22 protein-coding genes and 1 pseudogene are annotated in these 18,577 nt (G+C 33.3%); 13 read left to right on the forward strand and 10 right to left on the reverse strand.

From position 1 onward, the window contains the following. Positions 1–78 precede the first annotated feature (78 nt). Positions 79–1,113: a hypothetical protein gene (locus AMD27_RS17630; protein ID WP_150115854.1), complete on the reverse strand. Its 1,035-nt coding sequence runs from the start codon at positions 1,111–1,113 to the stop codon at positions 79–81. A 183-nt stretch (positions 1,114–1,296) separates the two neighbouring features. Then, entirely contained in the window at positions 1,297–1,593 is a 297-nt protein-coding gene (locus AMD27_RS17635) for a hypothetical protein (RefSeq protein ID WP_067663976.1), read from the reverse strand. Positions 1,594–1,727: 134 nt separating this feature from the next. Here AMD27_RS17635 and AMD27_RS17640 point away from each other — a divergent pair, with 134 nt between their 5' ends. Beyond that, entirely contained in the window at positions 1,728–2,072 is a 345-nt protein-coding gene (locus tag AMD27_RS17640) for a hypothetical protein (RefSeq protein ID WP_150115855.1), read from the forward strand. A gap of 76 nt (positions 2,073–2,148) precedes the next feature. Here the strand turns inward: AMD27_RS17640 and AMD27_RS19445 are convergent. Together AMD27_RS19445 and AMD27_RS17645 are read right to left on the reverse strand one after the other, a co-directional pair. Further along, positions 2,149–2,259: pseudogene (locus AMD27_RS19445) on the reverse strand (zinc-finger-containing protein); the annotation flags it as partial. Positions 2,260–2,271: 12 nt separating this feature from the next. After that, on the reverse strand, positions 2,272–2,694 hold the full coding sequence (locus AMD27_RS17645) for a zinc-finger-containing protein (RefSeq protein ID WP_067663982.1): 423 nt from the start codon (positions 2,692–2,694) through the stop codon (positions 2,272–2,274). Between the two features lie 329 nt (positions 2,695–3,023). On the opposite strand from AMD27_RS17645, the gene AMD27_RS17650 reads away from it, so the two are divergent. Together AMD27_RS17650 and AMD27_RS17655 are read left to right on the forward strand one after the other, a co-directional pair. Further along, complete coding sequence (locus AMD27_RS17650) at positions 3,024–4,025, forward strand: hypothetical protein (RefSeq protein WP_067663985.1); 1,002 nt, start codon at positions 3,024–3,026, stop codon at positions 4,023–4,025. Between the two features lie 326 nt (positions 4,026–4,351). Further along, positions 4,352–5,053 carry a head GIN domain-containing protein gene (locus AMD27_RS17655; RefSeq protein ID WP_067663988.1) on the forward strand — a complete coding sequence of 234 codons (702 nt, stop codon included), beginning with the start codon at positions 4,352–4,354 and terminating at the stop codon, positions 5,051–5,053. A 52-nt stretch (positions 5,054–5,105) separates the two neighbouring features. On the opposite strand, the gene AMD27_RS17660 is transcribed toward AMD27_RS17655, so the two are convergent. Further along, entirely contained in the window at positions 5,106–5,381 is a 276-nt protein-coding gene (locus AMD27_RS17660; RefSeq protein WP_067663991.1) for a hypothetical protein, read from the reverse strand. Positions 5,382–5,662: 281 nt separating this feature from the next. On the opposite strand from AMD27_RS17660, the gene AMD27_RS17665 reads away from it, so the two are divergent. Continuing rightward, positions 5,663–6,082: a hypothetical protein gene (locus tag AMD27_RS17665; protein ID WP_067663994.1), complete on the forward strand. Its 420-nt coding sequence runs from the start codon at positions 5,663–5,665 to the stop codon at positions 6,080–6,082. Between the two features lie 47 nt (positions 6,083–6,129). Further along, positions 6,130–6,510, forward strand: a complete 381-nt coding sequence (locus AMD27_RS17670; RefSeq protein WP_067663997.1) for a hypothetical protein — start codon at positions 6,130–6,132, stop codon at positions 6,508–6,510. 119 nt (positions 6,511–6,629) lie between these two features. Here AMD27_RS17670 and AMD27_RS17675 read toward each other — a convergent pair whose 3' ends face one another. From AMD27_RS17675 to AMD27_RS17685, 3 genes are all read right to left on the reverse strand, one after another. Beyond that, positions 6,630–7,094: a hypothetical protein gene (locus tag AMD27_RS17675; RefSeq protein WP_067664000.1), complete on the reverse strand. Its 465-nt coding sequence runs from the start codon at positions 7,092–7,094 to the stop codon at positions 6,630–6,632. Positions 7,095–7,169: 75 nt separating this feature from the next. After that, entirely contained in the window at positions 7,170–7,478 is a 309-nt protein-coding gene (locus tag AMD27_RS17680; RefSeq protein ID WP_067664003.1) for a hypothetical protein, read from the reverse strand. Between the two features lie 100 nt (positions 7,479–7,578). Next, positions 7,579–8,289, reverse strand: a complete 711-nt coding sequence (locus AMD27_RS17685) for a hypothetical protein (RefSeq protein WP_067664006.1) — start codon at positions 8,287–8,289, stop codon at positions 7,579–7,581. Between the two features lie 129 nt (positions 8,290–8,418). Between AMD27_RS17685 and AMD27_RS17690 the strand changes: the two genes are divergently transcribed. The 7 genes from AMD27_RS17690 to AMD27_RS17720 all read left to right on the forward strand — a co-directional run bounded on the left by AMD27_RS17690 (position 8,419) and on the right by AMD27_RS17720 (position 15,514). Beyond that, positions 8,419–9,876 (forward strand): hypothetical protein, encoded by a 1,458-nt coding sequence (locus AMD27_RS17690; protein ID WP_067664009.1) that lies wholly within the window; start codon positions 8,419–8,421, stop codon positions 9,874–9,876. Further along, the gene (locus AMD27_RS17695; RefSeq protein WP_067664012.1) at positions 9,845–10,915 is read left to right on the forward strand and encodes a PIN domain-containing protein; all 1,071 of its coding nucleotides are present in this window, start codon (positions 9,845–9,847) and stop codon (positions 10,913–10,915) included. The genes AMD27_RS17690 and AMD27_RS17695 overlap by 32 nt, the downstream gene beginning before the upstream one ends. Before the next feature lie 220 nt (positions 10,916–11,135). After that, positions 11,136–12,059 (forward strand): zincin-like metallopeptidase domain-containing protein, encoded by a 924-nt coding sequence (locus AMD27_RS17700; protein ID WP_067664015.1) that lies wholly within the window; start codon positions 11,136–11,138, stop codon positions 12,057–12,059. 602 nt (positions 12,060–12,661) lie between these two features. Next, a complete protein-coding gene (locus AMD27_RS17705) occupies positions 12,662–13,039 on the forward strand; it encodes a hypothetical protein (RefSeq protein ID WP_067664018.1) in 378 nt (125 codons plus the stop codon). A gap of 451 nt (positions 13,040–13,490) precedes the next feature. Continuing rightward, positions 13,491–14,312: a hypothetical protein gene (locus tag AMD27_RS17710; protein ID WP_067664021.1), complete on the forward strand. Its 822-nt coding sequence runs from the start codon at positions 13,491–13,493 to the stop codon at positions 14,310–14,312. A 268-nt stretch (positions 14,313–14,580) separates the two neighbouring features. Beyond that, on the forward strand, positions 14,581–15,021 hold the full coding sequence (locus AMD27_RS17715) for a hypothetical protein (protein ID WP_067664024.1): 441 nt from the start codon (positions 14,581–14,583) through the stop codon (positions 15,019–15,021). A 211-nt stretch (positions 15,022–15,232) separates the two neighbouring features. Next, positions 15,233–15,514: a hypothetical protein gene (locus tag AMD27_RS17720; protein WP_067664027.1), complete on the forward strand. Its 282-nt coding sequence runs from the start codon at positions 15,233–15,235 to the stop codon at positions 15,512–15,514. A 63-nt stretch (positions 15,515–15,577) separates the two neighbouring features. Here the strand turns inward: AMD27_RS17720 and AMD27_RS17725 are convergent, their stop codons facing one another. Together AMD27_RS17725 and AMD27_RS17730 are read right to left on the reverse strand one after the other, a co-directional pair. Next, the gene (locus AMD27_RS17725; RefSeq protein ID WP_067664030.1) at positions 15,578–15,979 is read right to left on the reverse strand and encodes an H-NS family nucleoid-associated regulatory protein; all 402 of its coding nucleotides are present in this window, start codon (positions 15,977–15,979) and stop codon (positions 15,578–15,580) included. Between the two features lie 116 nt (positions 15,980–16,095). Beyond that, positions 16,096–17,367, reverse strand: a complete 1,272-nt coding sequence (locus tag AMD27_RS17730) for a hypothetical protein (RefSeq protein ID WP_150115856.1) — start codon at positions 17,365–17,367, stop codon at positions 16,096–16,098. Positions 17,368–17,656: 289 nt separating this feature from the next. Between AMD27_RS17730 and AMD27_RS17735 the strand changes: the two genes are divergently transcribed. After that, positions 17,657–18,538 (forward strand): hypothetical protein, encoded by an 882-nt coding sequence (locus tag AMD27_RS17735; protein WP_067664036.1) that lies wholly within the window; start codon positions 17,657–17,659, stop codon positions 18,536–18,538. The last annotated feature ends 39 nt before the right edge of the window (positions 18,539–18,577 follow it).

The following is an 18,577-nucleotide window of genomic DNA, read 5'->3' on the forward strand; positions in this document are numbered from 1 at the left end:
ATTTAGTTTAAATAATATTACGAATTTATTAAATATTATTTTATAGAGGTAATATTTAATAATAAGCTAGATATTTATTTATGCATCAGTTCTAATAATGTGATTTGTATTATAAGTTTCCGGGTCAATGAAATTATCAAAATCTGAATAATAAGAAAATTGCTTAAGCAGTTCAATGATGGGCGTATCATAACCAGCTTTTAATATATAACTGATTTGACTTAATTCTGTACTATAATTATTTAAGACACGGAAATCTGGTCCTCTGTAGTAAATATCAACAAGCATCTGAATTGCATCATGATAGTCTTGAACAATGTTATGTTCTCGCTCAATCAACAGTACAGCCTTATACCCACTCCAATGTTTAAAATAGTTTAAAGTTACTTTTGGTGGAATAAGTATTCCAAGTACTGCTCCTTTTTTCTTTTTCGGCTGCTTTGCCTTGACAACACCGATACCAAAATCTAAATCAGGGTGCTTTTCGTCCCAGAACTTCTCGGTTAAGAGTTGATGGCCATAGTTTCCTTCAACTTCACCGAATGCGAAAATTTTGTCACCAGTACCATCAAAATGCATTGAAAAACCGAGGGCTAAGTCTGAATTGAAGGCGACATGTTTACGATCTGTTATGATGCTTCTAGTTTTTTCTTGATCTACGAGATATGAAATTCTAGATAAAAGTGAATCTGTGCCAGCTGATTCAAAACGAAAATATTTCAATCTTTCTGCATTTTTAAAATTGTTAATATTAGCAATTCCTTCTCGGATTGCTGCAGAAACTGTTGAACCTATCGCTGAATTGAGAAAATTAATAAGAAAGTACTGGAACCCCCAGTTTCGTAAGTATGGCTCAATTGACTGCATGTAGTGATTTGAATTTCGCCCACGTAAATCTTGCAATGACCAATGCGGATAATTACTCAAAGTGCGTGGTGAATTTTGAAGGTTTACGTGATAGTGAAGACCTTGAAGGATGCTAACGAAATGGCTACACCAGTAATCGAATGGTTTTACTGACAGATCAATAGTGACCTCTCTTAAAGCGTCAAATAGGCTTGGTGTAAAAGACTCGATATGTATGTTTTGATCTGGTATATAAAGCATGTTCATGATAGCAATCCTATCGATATTTTTTAATAATTCGCCCAAATACCATTGATGCAGTATTGCTTTGATGCTTCTAAAAGCACACAAACTAAAAGTTTATGTTTCGTAATCTTTTTTGCTACTTCTTCTCGGTAATTAACTTTAAGTCATAATTTTAATCTTTAAATAAACAATGTCTAGCCTAGATCATTGCAATAATTTACTTTGAACTTCATCAAGCAGCTTTTGATCTGTTAGGAAGATACGTGTTCTGGAATTGTGCTTAACCTCAATAGAGGGACCGAAGTAATTTTTGAAAGTTTCTAACGTGGTTATGAACGATGTGAAGGGGATAACCTCTTTATTTGAATTTTTCTTCCGGTCATTCTTCTCAGCTACTAACAGGTACTGAATCAATACGGCGTAATAGTCTTCCGTTGTGTCATGTTGAAATTCATCAATCACGCTTTTATAAAATATCGAAAAATGAATTAATTGATTCATATATAAATTCCCTAATAAATTTGAAGTATCAGCTATTTATAACGTCTAATCCTCAGTTCCTGTACCTATACTGAATAACCTATAGAAATTATTGTTTCATGCTATATTCAGTAAAGCTAGAATACTGTGTAAATATGTTTATAGGAAATGAAAGAAGGATGATTGCATCACATCTGAATAGCAGTTTTTGCCTTGAAAGTATGTTTCATGATGAAGTGTATCAATTGGTTCAATTTCCGGTATTCACTACTAAGGCAGATTTTCTAAAATACTTGCTTAATTCGGGATGGAAATTCGAAATATTAGTACCGGACTTAACAATATTTGTTGATCTACTTATTGTTAATAATAGATGGGTGCATGGTGGCTATGGTACGACTTCTGATGAAACAAATAATAATTCTGAAAGTGATGAAAATAGAATCTATTTTCGATTAAGTAAAATTGAAAAAGAAGTTTATGCGATTAAAGAACTCTGAGAACATTTTTTTCGAGTTTTCTTTCATGCTTTAAAGATAGCATTAATACCATTAGTAAGACATTAATGCTATAAAATCATTGATATTCTAAGTAACGCCAAAGAGGGTCTAGATATGAGTGTGCCTTAGCTCTTGCTGTTCTTAACTCTGCATTCGCCAATCCACCAAGAGGTGAATTATTATGCTTGTGAACACCAACTTAAGCATCACATGGGTCACAACGATAGACTTTTTTGGATGGTAAGAATACAGAGTGAGATTCACAGTATGGGCAAATCGGGGTGTATTGCTCATGCAGACCTTTGATTGCATCGTTAGTGATTTCACATAGTTCTTCATTGAAGCAGTCAATATTAAATAACTTGTGAGATATGTTTAGAATATTTGATAAATCAGTAATAACTTTCTTTTGTGCCTGTGTTTTGCTTAAGCCCTGTTTTAACCAATAATCCATTAATGACCCGAAGCCTTTTAATATGGTTTTACGGGCATTCCAAAGAGCTTGATTGGCTAGAGTGCCAATTGGTTTCTCAGTCCCTTTGTGAGTTTTGGCCAGTGCATTGCAGGGGTTGCATCGCCATAAACCATCTTTAAAATGTGCCGTGTTTTGCAGTATGAGCAAATCATCGGTAATTTACTTGAAAAGTCTAAAATAAACTTTGATAAATCAGGTTTTTCGATCCTTTATATTTTCTGTCCCCGTAATGCCATAAATGATAACGTAAAAACTATTTTTTTCTCAATCGATGTGGCATACTTGCCTTATATTCAATATGTGGTTTGAAATAGAACTTACATAAGTGGACTTAAGACTTCTGTCTTAAGTATGGAATTCACGTTCCGATAGGATAAAGCTCACTCATTTAATTGTTTGAGCTTTATTTTTTTGTCACTATCAAATAAATTCGTATCGAGCTTTTACACACCTTATTCTTTACAGCCAATATCTTTATGTCGATACCCAATCAATTAAGTAATGCATTTGAATATATCTTAGATTCAGACTACTCATTGATTAAAAAATATAGAAAGCCTGAACCAATATTTGAACCTAAAGAAAATTTATTCGACTTCGATGCAACAGATAATTTCCCTCCAAATTCAATTAATATCTGTGAATATAATCCTGATCTTTCTCTACTAAGACGTTATAAGGTTGCCCTTGAATTATGCGGATTCAATGTCTATACCAAATTTGATGGTTTTGAAGAAATAAAGGCGCTATTTAACGAACCTCACCATAATTGGCACTCAGTCTTAAAGACAATTAGTGACTATAAAAATAACAATATTTGCTCTCGTAATGTGCTGTATAAAGCCTTTGTACATAAATACGCCCTTTCTTTGATTATTGACGAAAGAGACCAGCAAATTGTATTTTTTATGCCATTAACAGCCAAAATGTATCGGGATGAATTTTTTGGTGGTAGCTGCATATCTGATTTTTTTACGTTGTTTGTATTAATACCAAAAAGGAAAATTAAGCAGTTTAGTGCTTATGATCTCTATGATGAAATGCGTTCACATAAATTCAACTCATCCATGGCTTATGAACATAAAAACTTAAAGGGTTATCAGGTCAGAAAACAATCAAAATGCATCCGAGATAATTTAAAGAAACATTTTGGGTACAATACTTTTTTTATCAAACCATTTGATATACCTTGTCATTTTGAAGTTGATGGTATTTTCATTCCTGATCAGTTCACTTGGTTGAAAAATAGTACAGGGCTTATTTTCAATTCATTTATAGAGATACAGACATTTATTTTTAAATACCTAAATTACGATTTCACTTATTTTGTTAATTATGAATATAAGGGTATCTCATCCGATAGTAATAGCACACCATGGGCATCAGTCTCTTGGATTACTGATGATAAAAAGAATGAGATAAAGATTAGCAAAATGGGAAGAATACTTTTTGTTGAATTCCAAACGTCTGTTTGTTGATATACTTCTTTGCGGTATATGGGTCTGCTGATAAGTGACACATCGCACACGCGATTTTAAGGACTCGTCATTCCATTTTTTGAAATTTTGAATAGTGGCATATCGCACACGCGATTTTCAGGGACCAATGAAACGGCAATTTATGGAACAAGCCGTGACATATCGCACACGCGATTTTGAGATAGAAACTACGAGGTTTAGAGCTTTCACCGGTATGACATATCGCACATGCGGTTTTTAGATATAGCTTGAGAAATCAGGGAAGAAGTTGGAAGTGATATATCGCACATGCGGTTTTTATGGTACTTAATTGAGGTTGTTCTTAAATGTCAGGAAAAACGTTTTTTAGCCAAACCAAGCATACCATCATTGGTAATGTCCAGATCAACAATTTCAATGGTACATTTAAAAATGGGGGATTCCATTCAAGTGGTATTGTACAAATAATTGGTAGTGGTATTCAGAAAACAGTTACCCTTAATCCCCAGCCATTTAGCCGTCTAAAAGTAAAAGGCTGTTTTGATATCAATTTCATGTTGTCTAATTCTGAGTCTATCCAGATCATTGCTGATGACAACTTAGTTGATCTTGTCGATCTAGAGTATGCTGCAGAAACATTAATTGTCGGCTTTAAAGAGAACGTAAGCTTTCAAACACAGAACCCTTTGCTAATTAATATTGCTTATCCACGTTTGGATGCTGTAGAGCTAAAAGGCTCCGGTAATATCAATGTGGCCAATCTTAATCAAGACACTTTTGAGGCCTTATTAAAAGGCTCTGGTGATATTGATCTAAAGGGGACTGTTGGCCATGCCATTCTAACTTTAAGTGGCTCCGGTGATATTGATGCAATTGCATTAAAGGCCCTTAGAGTTGATGCTAAGCTCAAGGGTTCAGGTGATATTGAAGCTACAGCGACCGATGCTGCAGATGTTCGTCTTTCTGGCTCAGGTGACATCAAGATTTATGGTAATCCTGCATCACAACAATCAAAATGCTCTGGTTCCGGTGATATTAAGTTCAAATAACCGCTTACTGCAAAAAGCCTATCGCCATACTGACGATAGGTATACATCAAATTTAATTATCTTGAACCATAAGCCAACCAAGCGTTCCAACCCCATCGTTAACGATCTCTAGATGGTTGCTACCCTGATGAATCTTTATTTTTTTAAATCCAGTTTTTAAGAATCCTAAAGGCTTAGTTTGATTTAATTCAATCCAAGTCTCTAAAGCAAGGTCTAGGTCTTCTTTAAGTTTTTTGAGGTCTTGCTTGTAGTCAACATCTAGTTCATCGATAAGCTCACCAAATACTATACGTTTTATTCCATCTAAATTAATTACTTTTACTTTCATAAAGAAGTCCTAATATGTTTAAACAAAAATTAAATTATCAATATAAGAGTTAAATACATTTTTTTCTATCAAATTTAATATGCTAGTTAATAAAGCATTCTGTTTTGATTTCTCTTTTTATAAAAAACTATCATTAAACAGGGGGGTTATAATCATTCGGGGTTATTGCATAAATAAATATTTAAATATATAACCATATACCGCTTTTCAAGATTAGATATCTATTGTATATTGCATATACAAGAAAAATATTTATGTAATGTTGAAAGTGAGTATGTAATATGAAGCCAATAAGTTTAAATCAACATGAAGTTATGAGCCAAAAACAAGCAAGTGCAATTCGTGCATGGTTGATTCTATCAATCCCTTTTTTTGCCATTTTATTTACTGCCCTATTTTTAGACAAGGGCAGCCTATACTCCATCGTGTTTTTCTCCTTTGTGGCTTATGTCATCGCAGGACCACGGTTCTTGGCCGACATTAAGGCTTACCATGATGAAAAGTATTTCTATAGTAGATTAGAAAGCGGTAAGCCAATCAAAGCCGAAGAAGCTCGTTATTTGATTAATAAGCACGGCGCAACCTTATACCGTATTAATGGTCGAGATAATACAATTCAGGTCATTGTAGATGGTGAGCGATACACTATGAACCTTATTCCTGAAACAGAAAATGGAACTGTGAATAAAAAATCCAGTTAAGCCATCTAATCCGTAAATCTTTATCATAATTTCACATTAGGATTGATATGAAAACTGACCTTGAAATTGGTGATTTAATTGTGCTGGATTCCATCACGATTAACTATATCTTTAGAAATCGACCTTACAAGGTCACTCATCTTACAAATGCGTTTGTTACCAGTGTCGCGGTAGATCACTTAGGTAATCCACTAGGGGGTGATGACCCTGCAATGCAATCATCTATTCAAGTAAAGAAAAAATCAGTGATCGCCGTGCTAAATTCAATTGAAGATTTTAAAGTGTTCTCAGATATTAATAAGCATCTTGATTCTAAATACACGGCATACACTGATTCCATGAAATCTTTAGAGCAAATCCGTGACAGAGTTAAAGCAACAGGTGAGCTACCGACTCTTGATGAGTTAGAGGCAAAAAGAGGAAATTGAAATCCCCTAGATGTAAGTTTTACTGGGGTTCGCTACTTTAAAGTGACTAAAAATATAGCTAAGTTGATTTGATACTAAAAAGCCCAACAATATTGGGCTTTTCTATGGGTCTTTGATATCTATTTTAACCTTGCACCATTTTTGTATGTTGCCAGCTTCACCAAGCTTTGAAGGTAAGTCAATTTTATTCCAATTGTTATCAAGTTGATTTTGTCTAGCTCAGGCAATTTAATAAAGCTCTGTATCAGCACTCTACCCTCATCTACATCACGCACTAATTTCCGTATATCGAAGCTTAAGTGGTCTCTCGACCTCCAGAAGGTTAAAGCTTGAATTATGCTTATATAGAGAAGGAATAAAAGAATAGGGGATGTTAAAAGTGCTTCTAAATGTAATCCGCTGCTTATAAGTCCAAATAATCCAAAGCAGGCAATCATTAAGAGTAGTAAGCATACGGCGGTTACGAACATAGTTTTCTCAACCCTATGTTTTTTGGCCATACATTTATCTGCAGCAGAAATGAGCGTGTCTAATAAACTAGATATACTCTGAACATTTGCCTTGCTTATTTCATTATCTTTCATGTATTCCCCAACATACTTCATTGCAACTATACGATGCTAAGAGCAAAAGCCTACCAATTCACTTCTAAGACTCTCTTATGCCCCTATATCAGTAAATAAGACACGCCATTGTCTTTTATTATCTTTAAGCTCTATTTTTTCTTCAAGGAACGTACCCAATGAACACGGTATCATTTCCTTCGTCAAGCAATCTGAACTAATCAAATCATTAATATATTCAAAAAGTGAAATCTTTGATTCATCTTCTAAAACCAATAAATTTTCAGTCATATCTAATACTTCATTGGCTTTACCATTCAGTGTGTCTTTTTCATACTCATCACCCAAACCTATCCATAATTCAGCGTCAATACGGTAGATTAAACACCCAGCATCATTGCTCATTTTTTTCCTTAAGATATTAATTTTGTTTACTATTTCAAACAATTATTTTTAAGAATTATGGTGTGAAAAAGTTAAAAACTAATTCACACTAATCAATAAATTATCGAGCTGGATTACTGCAAACTCGAATCATTGCTTGGTGAGAACAAACAATGCGATCTTGAATATCATCAATCTCTAAGCCTTCAAATTCAAGCTTTGCTTTATCAAGCATATCTTGGTCGGGTTGCATTGGCATTAAGTAGTGCCCATAAGGAATAGCTTTAGATTTAGCACATTCAATCCATGAATTAAGGCAACTGGTCACATGCTCGGCAAATTCTTGAATCTGTTCATCAAACTGAGGGCCACTATCTTGAATGGTTTCCCAATCAACCTGATAAGAGCCAGTACCATCATCACATTCATCCCATTTTAAATATTGAAAATTACCACCATTCTTAATGTAATTTTCTTCAAATAAAGGACGTTCTTTCTTAATAAGAGCCATGTAGTCGGCTGGTTCTTCATGCCCGTCTTGTTCTGCCAAATCGTTCAATTCATCTTTAATTTTTAAAGACAAGGTTGTATCGCCGTAACTGATTTCCATGGTGGCAGCATTTGTTTTCATCATAAATTGGCGTGAGGATTGCAGAACAATGAACAGTAAGCTGTTTAGTTTTTGTGGGCCGTTGTCATTATCAAATTCATCTAGAAGTTTGTGAGTAAGATCAAGTGTCGCCCCCAAATATTCGTCAACTGTGCTGTTGGCTCTTTTGGCTAATTCTTCTAGCAATTCATTATTTTTTTCAGATATGTTTAAGCTGCTCATGTATGATTCCTATACTCAGTTATATTTAATAAAAATGAATTAATTGATATAATATAATGTTTTTTAATAAAACATTAGATAAATGTTATATTATTTTTTATTAACTAAGCATAATAAAAGCGCTTTTATATGTACGATGCTCAATTGTTTGATATCACTGATGCAAGTAAGTCGCAAGGCATGTTGGAAGCCTTCATCAAACGGTCTGAGTCTGCTCATAAGCTCATTATTATTTATGATTCTTCTAATCCAAATGAATACGACCTATCAAGTCTTATCACTAGCTTAACGAACCATTTTGGAAAAAAAATATCCTTCGTTGATATTGCTACAGCAGGGCTTGATCTTTTAGGTTGCTATATTGTCTATGATCTTTTATTAAGTGAAAGTTACTTATTCAAAAGAAGCTCATTATCGATTGTGGCTAATAGTAATAGGTATGATTCATTAATCAAATTCTTGGAAGAAAAGCGATTTAATGTCTCCACAAAATGTCTTGATTCCATTCTTTGCCATTACAATGATTCATTAACAGATTATGTAATTAAGCCCTTAAGTGAGAGTGATGAATACGCTCTATTAAACAAGATATCTAATCCAAAATTTATGCACGGCGTTTGTGTGACTTCATCTGAACTCATATCAGTCGGAACTACGCATATAAGCTCTAAAGAGCCAGTAGCCAGTAATGGTCACTTATATACACAAGATGAAGCTTACTCACATGCAGATAGTATTTTAAGTGATCTTTATAACAAAACTGATTCCGCGATAAAACCATCCTATAAAAAAATAGGACAGGCTCCCATTAAGGGAAGGCGTAATAAATATGCCTTGGTCATTAATGATGTTTCAAACACTCCAGATGACTATGGCCCTGTACCAGATTCAATCCAATGTGTCGGACTTTCCAAAGCGGGGATGTGCCAAACAAGGATACCTTTGCTCAATATTGAATGTGATACGTCTCTTGCAGTACAGCAAGATCAAGAGCGTTTTCCTCCAAACATAATGAATACTGACTATCCTGTGTTTCATGATGATCAGCTGTTATCCATTGAAGTTGAATTGAACCCAGAAATTACTAATGATCTTTCGATCACTCATAATGAAGATGGTCGTGTATCTACTCTTGATGAGCCATTCCAAACCTATCCATTAGCATTACATTTGGTGAAGATTCCAGTGCTTAATATTGATGATGTAGACCCTGTGCCGGCACTAGAAGGTCAGGTTTATTTCACCGAAGACACTGCAAATCAAGATGGTCACTTCTACGCAAGAATTAGAAAGAATATGGATGCGGAAACCTTAAGGAAGTATGCACATGGCCGTACCGGTTCAGATAGGCACTTCGCATTAAGCTTAATTTCTGACACTTTAAGAAAAATCCTTAAAATGTCACATCCACCAAAAACAAGAATTGGTATGCGCCGTTTTCTTAAAGCTGCTAAGGGCAGTAATAGTAAAATTTCATGGGCTTTGCTTGAATTTATGATTTATAAAAAACTTTTCACAAAGCACGGCAAAAATATAATTGTTTGCAAAGATTCTATTGAAAAATACCTTAATACAAAGAAGCGATGAATTTTTTGTAGATAGGTCTTTATTGGTTAGCTATAGTAATGAATACGGTGAAAATTTAATGAAAAAGATACTTTTATTAGACGTTGAAAACAACACTAAAACATCTGCACAAATTCTAGAGCTATTCAATGAATACCAGTATGTTTACATAGTCTATGCCATGCTAAAAACCAATTTTGATATGGATATGGTCGTTAAGTTAAGCCATTTCATTCAGCAAGAACGTCTATTCATTCATAAGATGAGTAAGACCGGAAAAAACTCTGCAGATTTAGGACTTGCTTATATTGCCGGAACGTTGGCCCATACATGTGAATCAGATGATGAAATTCATATCATGTCAGCTGACAAGATGATGTCAAATATTATAGGTCTGTTGCAGGCCCAGAAAATTAATGCACTCCAAATTTTACCATTTGAACCTCCTGCAGCTAATGCGCCGTGTCTAGATAAGTTAGAGAATAGCCATTCAACTACTAAAAAGGCTCCCGTTCTGTTGGACCCATTACCAAGCCCAGCACAAAAGGTTGCTTTTCCAAAAACAGGAAAGAGTACGTCTTCTGCAATTAACACACCAAAGAAAGGGGATACTAAGACAAATAACTCTCTAAAAAACGAGAAAAAAGATAAGACTTCGCTATCTAGCATGAGCACTGAATCTATATATCAGCGCTTAGGTGCGCTCATTCGAAAACTTAAGAGTGAGGAAGGTACATATAAACGTACCTTACTTAACCATGATTCTGCAGATCGTGATGATGAAATCGCCATATTAGTATATTGCCGTGTGTTGAGTATGTTGTTACGGGCCTCAGTACCAAAAACGAGTAATGGTTTGGAGAATGCACTTAAATCACAGTTCAATGGCAGTGCTGAAATTGCAAAGTTAATTGCAGTATTAATGGCTAGAAGTAAATTTTTAACAGTGAAGGATGATAAACCTAAATACACTCCTGAATTTAATCTTGGTTTGATCAAAACCTATCTAAAGAAAAACAATCATCAGTTTGTGGAAACACCTAAGAAAGTTGTGTCTTGATAACTTTCTGCGGAACCAATTGACAGCCCTATCTATTGTAGGGCTTTTTATTCGCTGAAACGTCTTGATCTAGTTCTATGCTGCATATAGGATAGAGCTTGGAAATTAGCAATTATTTTTGCTGTTTAACCGTATTCTATTTCATTTTTTTAAATGTGATGACGGTTGATCAGCTAAAGCTTATCTCCCGTCATCCGAGCGCAATCGGAGCAATACCCTCATGACTCAATTCAACAAAGAAACTGTTAAAGATAAATTCAATAATTTAGCAAAAAAAATTGAAGAACTTTTCGGTACTGGTAAGTGGCAAATGCCTTTTGGTATTGCTAAACCTCATCGTAATGCTGTTACAGGCAAACGCTATAACGGCATGAACAGTCTTATCCTCGCTGTCATTGCTCAAGAACGTGGTTATACTTCGCGTGAATGGGCCACCCATAAGCAATTACGAACTAATGATTGGTATGTGCGTAAAGGTGAAAAAGCATCTCCTGTTGAATTCTGGAGTACCTTTAAGGACAAAGAAGATAAAGATAAAGATGTTTGGTTTGCCAAATATTATTTAGTCTTTAACCTAGACCAAGTTGTAGATGCAGATGGAAATCCGGTCGTTTCAAATGAAATTGCTGAATTACCTGATCTTGCTGAACAACAAGTAATCATTTATGAACTCGCTTCAAAAATGAATGTCAAAATTGTTCATGTTCCAGAATCAGGTAAAGCTTATTACATCCGTTCTAAGCACGAAATTCATTTGCCAGCACCTCAAGACTGTCATACTCAAGAACTGTATATAAATACGGTGCTACACGAATTATCTCATGCTACCCATAGGTATGTTCGTAGCGATTGGGAGAAAGGTCCTTTTGGTTCTGTACTCTATGCCAAAGAGGAGGTTGTTGCTGAACTTACTGCAGTCTTAGCTTCTTCAATGTTCGGCGTTGAAAAAATCCCACTTGAAAGCCATTCAGCTTATATCTTTGGATGGTTATCACTTACTAAAGAAGATAGTAAAACTTTCTTTCGTACTGCAATTAAAGAAGCTACTAAGGCATCTCTATTCATGTGGGACACACTATATCCAAATGATGTTGAATCTAAAGCGATTGATGATTCCACTTCTTCTGAGAAAATTGGTGTCTAATCAGCACTAATTAACCCTCAAACTTAAAAGCCATTCAAATTTATTTGAGTGGCTTTTTCTTCATAATAAATAAAAATACCAATAATTATGTGTAGTAAAAAATATTTATAAAATACATGGTTTTATATTATTGTAAAAATAATTGGGTTTGATGTTACTTATCTTGGAAATATCAATAATTTATAGGTTTATGATAAAATCGCTCTAGTTACATATCGCACATGCGGTTTATTGGTAAATTATCCAATTTTCTAGATGGACTAATTTGTTACATATCGCACACGCGGTTTATAGAATGCTGTTAATATAGTTTTGAGCATTCACAAGATGACATACCGCACACGCGGTTTAATTTCTTCCACTGCTCAAGGTAAAAGCTTGAATGATTTAGTTCGCCAAGCACTTGAGCATGTAATTGAATATACCTAAATCAAAAATATTAATTAACAAGTTGAATTAGAAAATAAGTTTATATAATATCCTAAATGAAATTTCGCAATTTATTTGCTATTTCAACCTCGTTCTTAACTAAATGTTTGTGATGATGGTTGTTTAGCAAAGCTAAATTTCCGTCATCCGAGCGCAATCGGAGTAATATCCTCATGAATATTAAAAGCTTCTCAAGCTCTGTAACTCTATGTTTAACTGTTGTTTTAGCATTTGTTGTATTTTTTAAATCTGAAACATCCAACATTGCTATATTATTAACTCTTGCGTATACGTTTGCAGTTGTTGCAATCTTGCACTTTAAGTTCAATAAAGAATTTTACCTAATCAAAGGTTCTTTCTTTGTTGTCTTGCCAACCATGTTTGCTATATTTGTTTTTTATCATGGTGTCTATATGCCTTTCAGCGTTGAAGTCATGTATGCATCTATCTTTACTATAGCAATTTATTTTATTTCCAGCATTGTTGCCTTAAAGATTGCACATAAGCAATTAATGAAATTGACTCAATACATCAATGATCATTCAAATTAATGTTTAACTCACATTAACTTCAATTTATCCCTAAAAACCATTCAAAAATTATTTTGAATGGTTTTTTTATTTTGAAATAAATTGATTCTTAAGGAGCAAATAGGGGATTCGTTTGAAATATCATTGCTTACGCTCTAAATTGCTCTATTTGACGGTTTTACTCAAGGATGACACTAAGACATATAAATCTTGCTTTTAGTCATTCTGAGGCTATTTAGGTGCTATAAGTGCGATTGTTAACTAATGATTAGTAACTTATCAGTCGGGTAGTGATTACGCTTAGAAAAGCGTAAATAGTTATTGAAACGAATCAAGTCAGCGGATACGATAATAAAAGAATATATGCACTTCATTTTGCATCAACCTTATTACTTTTTTAAAAGAACTGTGATGGTGGTTGATATGCAAAAGCATTTCTTCCGTCATCCGAGCGCAATCGGAGCAACACCTCATGAAATTTTTAGTAAAATCTTCAATTGTCTTGTTTTTAATTGCGTTTTTGATTGCTTATTTAGGTTCTACCTATTTACTTGTCAAATTCTTTTTTAAAGACCTGCCTATTGTTGTGCCTATTGTTCTTAGTATTTGTTTTAGCTTTGCCTTTAACTATATTTCAGCTCTAATAGGACAATACACCTTCATCACTCACATGCTTATCCGAACTAGCAATTTGTTAGTCTGGGTTGTTTTTGTTATTGGTATTGCTTTCTATACACTTAAATACAACTTTGCTGGTTATATCGTTACGATTATCTGCCTAGTTCTAGTTTTAGCGTTTTTTGCTTTTTGTATCTTTAGATACTTAATTATTGCACTAAGCGAATGTACAGAATTATTTGAATCTCAAATGTTTGAAAACCTTGCAGCTACAATGATTCAATCATCTGAATCTGCTAAGTTTAAAAATACTTTGGTTCCTGATAATACTACCAATACAGATATGAATGGTCCCGTTCTTCTTGATGATCTAGATTTAAATAATCATCATTTTGAAGACAGCAATATTGATATTGCTGACCAATCTCATTTTCATGATGAATTTCATTTAGATGAGCAAAATCTGCAATCTAACTTTGATGAAGATTATCATTTTGCTAATGATGGTTTTTCAGAAAACTTTGATGAACATTATTCTCCAGATTCATTTTATGATCATGAATTTCCTCATGCTGAGCAACATTCTGATAATAACTTTGATTTTGGCGAACCTCCTTCATTAGAAGATTTTGAAATGCCTAATCAGTCATTCAGTCGATCTCAACAAGATCGTTAATTTTTTGACTATATTGCTGATCTAATCCATCTGCTTTTATTACTCTACCCTAAAAAGTTATTCATTTATGAATAGCTTTTTTTTTGGCAAAAAATCAAATGCTGTTAAAAAACAGTTGATGAAAGCGCCGTGCCTGTATAGGATATAACCTGAAATTTCGCAATTTATTTGCTATTTCAACCTCGTTCTTAACTTAAATGTTTCGTGATGACGGTTGTTTAGCAAAGCTAAATTTCCGTCATCCGAGCGCAATCGGAGCAATACTCTCATGAATCCAGTATCAAACTTAATTCATAACGCAATCTCAAGCCTATTTCTGATTATCATTACTTCAATGATCATTGGTGGTTTAGTTTTTGCTTTCTTTACACAGTTTGTATTCCTTGGAATGTTGTCTATCGCCATTGGTATATCAGTGATGTCAATGTGTTATAGCTTAGCCAATTTTGAAAATAAAGAATTGATTACTAAGACAATTGTTCTTGGTTCTAAAGTCTTTTTAGGTTGTGTCTTTGCTATGTTGGCTCTTTATGCAGCAAACTTTACTTATGAATTGGCTTTGTCTATTTCAGCAAGTTATGGTTTTCTGACATTCTTCTCACTGTTCTTAGGCCTGATTTTTTCAGTTAATGTGTATATCAATACGCAAAGTCTTGTACTGAATATCAACATTCTAAATAGAAAAATTATGACTAGCCCTCGTATTTAAACTCTCTAACTAAAAACCATTCAAATTTATTTTGAATGGTTTTTCTTTATCCAAAAAATATTGAATTAGAGCTTAAGTCTCTATATTATTGGCGTGTTATTTAAGCATTTATTTTGCTATTCCAACCTCATTCTTAACTAAATGTTTGTGATGGTGGTTGTTTAGCAAAAGCTAAATTTCCGTCATCCGAGCGCAATCGGAGCAATACCTCATGAAACGCAATAATATTTCTATTTTATCAGCTATTAAACCAGCTTCTAAGAAGATCAAGTTTCCACGTTTGGACTTAACTTTGGTTCTTCAATTTATTGCTACAATTCTGTTTACTAGCATTCTTTTATTTATCAATTTCTTTTTTATTAAAGAAATTAACAATGATATAACGCCAGTAACTATTATTTTAATTATCAATATTATTCTTTTACCAATAGTTTCTGTCTTTTGGTATGAATTTATTATTGAACTAAAAAAATTATCGACTAATCCTCGTTGATCTATTCTCAAAACTAAAAAACCATTCAATTTGAATGGTTTTTTTTTACTCATTGATTCTTATTCAGCTGTTCTTTTTGTACGGATTCAAAAAGGAATATATGTCAATCTCAAACTTAGATAAATCCTTATTGTTTTTCTCTAGTTCGCTAAACCATTTAGGCTTTCTTCCTGCTGCACCATCATACATTTCAATCGGGTTAGCTGGGTTGTAGTATAGAGGTTTAATTTCTCCATTCTGATCAGTTGCTTGAAATATTGCATTTTCGTCTCTTAAGGACTTTAAGACTGACGTAAATGGAATTTTGTTTTTCCGAATGATCTCTGCAATAGTTTCGAGATTTTTAGTCAGTTCCATCTCAATTTTTTTTGTTATTTCTACTTCTGCTTGAGATTTTAACTCTAACAGTTCATCTAATGAAAGTTTTGAAACATCTAAAGCTGCCATCTCGTTACCCTTATCCATAGTTGTTCCTGTACTCTGTGAAACATTCAACTTAATATGTTGCAGGCCCTGATTATAAAGAGTTTTTTAAAGCTGTCCAACTAATACAAGAATAGGGGGCCTTGTTACCATTAATTTTACAGTTTGTAAGGTCTGCGACTTTTCATCTTATCTCTGTAATCATCGCTTTCGGCATTTGTTGCTTTATCATCATTATACTTATTTTCAAGTTCACTTAATTGTTTAACAATGCCATCAAATTCACTTGAATCTTTTCTATTTTTATTCAACATTTTATAAGAAAAGGGTATTAACGTAATTAATATTGAGCTTAAACATAATGCAAAAGTCAGTGTGCTATTTTTTAACACTGAAAGATCATTGATAAAGATATCAATTGAGCTAATAACTATCCCAAACAATGCATAACCTAAGATGAATAAACCTATCATAATACTTATATCATCACCTTCGTCCATCGCTTTCTGAAGGCTCCCACTTCCTTTGTTAATTGAAATTTTTAATTCATCATACGCAGGGAAGCATACAAATATAGCTATAACAAGTGCAATTAATGAACTATAAAATAATCCTCCAGCAATAAAAATAATGTCTTTTCCAAAACCAGCCAACCAGTAGATAAATATGTAACCCATACCACCAAATAATAGTGATATTAACAGCTTGAGTTTAAACGAGTTCCGTACCTTAATTTTTCCAAAGTCTTCCATTGCGACTTTATATTGTTTAAGAGAATCACTTAAATTGGTTTTATATAACTTGCTTTGTAAAGCATAAGTTAAATTAGGTAACGTAAATGACAAAAAGTTTGTGCAATTCACCAATGTAGAAGCACTTGCCTCTAGATTACTTTCAATCGATTTTATTCGTAGATTTTGAAAAGATTGAAATTGTTCTAAAAGGCCAACTCGCATTTTTATGGCTGGAGATGTGTTACCTGAATATTCATCAATTACAGGCTGTATCTTTACGATCTCTTTTTTTAATAAATCTAATTTAATCGTGATATCGTCTGATAAACCTTTAATTGTATTATATTGTTCTGACAGGTTATTACTTAATAACATTACCCTTGCCAAGCTATAAGAAGCATTTATTTCTTCAACTAATGTTTTAAGTATTTTTGGATATTTTTTAGAGAAGTCTAATGTATTGTTTTTATTCAAGTACATCGCTTTTTCTATGCTGTCTGAAATCTCAATTAGCTGCTTACCATAAGAAATCTCATCAATATCAATACTTTCAACGCTACGAATAACACTGTATCCAATTAGGCTTTCATTGTCGTTTTCAATATGAACAGGCGTAATAGGATTGCTAACTTTATTGCGAAGCTCTGCATTGAAAAGTTTATTTAATATTTGCTCATCAATTTGATTGTTATTCAATTTAAACCCCATAGCATATTTATTTATTATATTTATAATACCATATACCACAAATCAGGAATACAAATTTTAATAAATATTTATCTAATGTTTATATGTTTTAAAATATTATTCTTAAATTGTTACTTAAAATATGATTGAAAATAGAAGGGGATGTCTATACGATATAAAGTGAAATTTCGCAATTAATTTTGCTCAACCATTATTCTAAAACATTTTATGTTTGTGATGATGGTTGTTTAGCAAAAGCTAAATTTCCGTCATCCGAGCGCAATCGGAGTACACCCTAATGAAAAACTTGTCTATTGCAAATGTGACTACACCTAAATGTGCTGTACTTATTCAACGTATCCAGTATTTTTTGGGGATGGGTTTTCAAGAAGTTCAGCCACTTGCTCATACCACTTCTGGATGTTCATTATCGATTAAAGATACTCTTTTATCATCTAAAATGAACTTTCCATTTGGCATGGATATTACTACTGGAAAATATGTAAAAGAAATTAATTGGGATTTTTCTAAAATTGATTTTAATAAACCAGTTTCTAGTATTTCAATATTCTTAGCTTTTGGTATGTATAGTCATTCTTTGACTTTACTTGAGAATGTTGGTCGTAAAAAAATTAAGGTCGATAATCAATGGTCTTTTAGAAAAGCTAATGGTATTCCTGTGCTTCATGCAATGAATAAGTTTCAGCCTTTTTCTGATTCTTTAATTGCTATGAGTAATTCAGATGTAGAGAAATCTATTTCTGACGCACAAGATATTGTTGATGCTTGTTGTACTGTTGTTCTTGATGATTCTGCACAATTGCATGAAAAACCTAAATCAACTTTTACAATGTATTTAAATAATATCACTTTAGCTTGTTTAAATCTTGAAACTAATAGACCTTTGCATGATTGTTCACTTAGTATAAATCAGCGTTTACTTTTCAATAAGATTTGCGATGTAGTAGGTAAGTTTCCATCTTATGATCAGCTACAAGGTCATCGGATTCTTGCTAAACTTTTGACAGCCAGTAAGTGTTCTACAGCTTTGATTATTTCTATTTTTGAAGAACTAATTAAAAAATTTGAAACACTTATTTTCTTTTTTGTGGAGTTAGAACTAGAGGTCGATTTTGTAGACATTTTAGATTCCCGTGATAAAGAAATAGTTGCAGCCTAATCCTCTGCTTCATACACTCAACCTAAAAAGCCATTCAAT

Source organism: Acinetobacter sp. TGL-Y2, from assembly GCF_001612555.1.
Lineage (GTDB): Bacteria > Pseudomonadota > Gammaproteobacteria > Pseudomonadales > Moraxellaceae > Acinetobacter.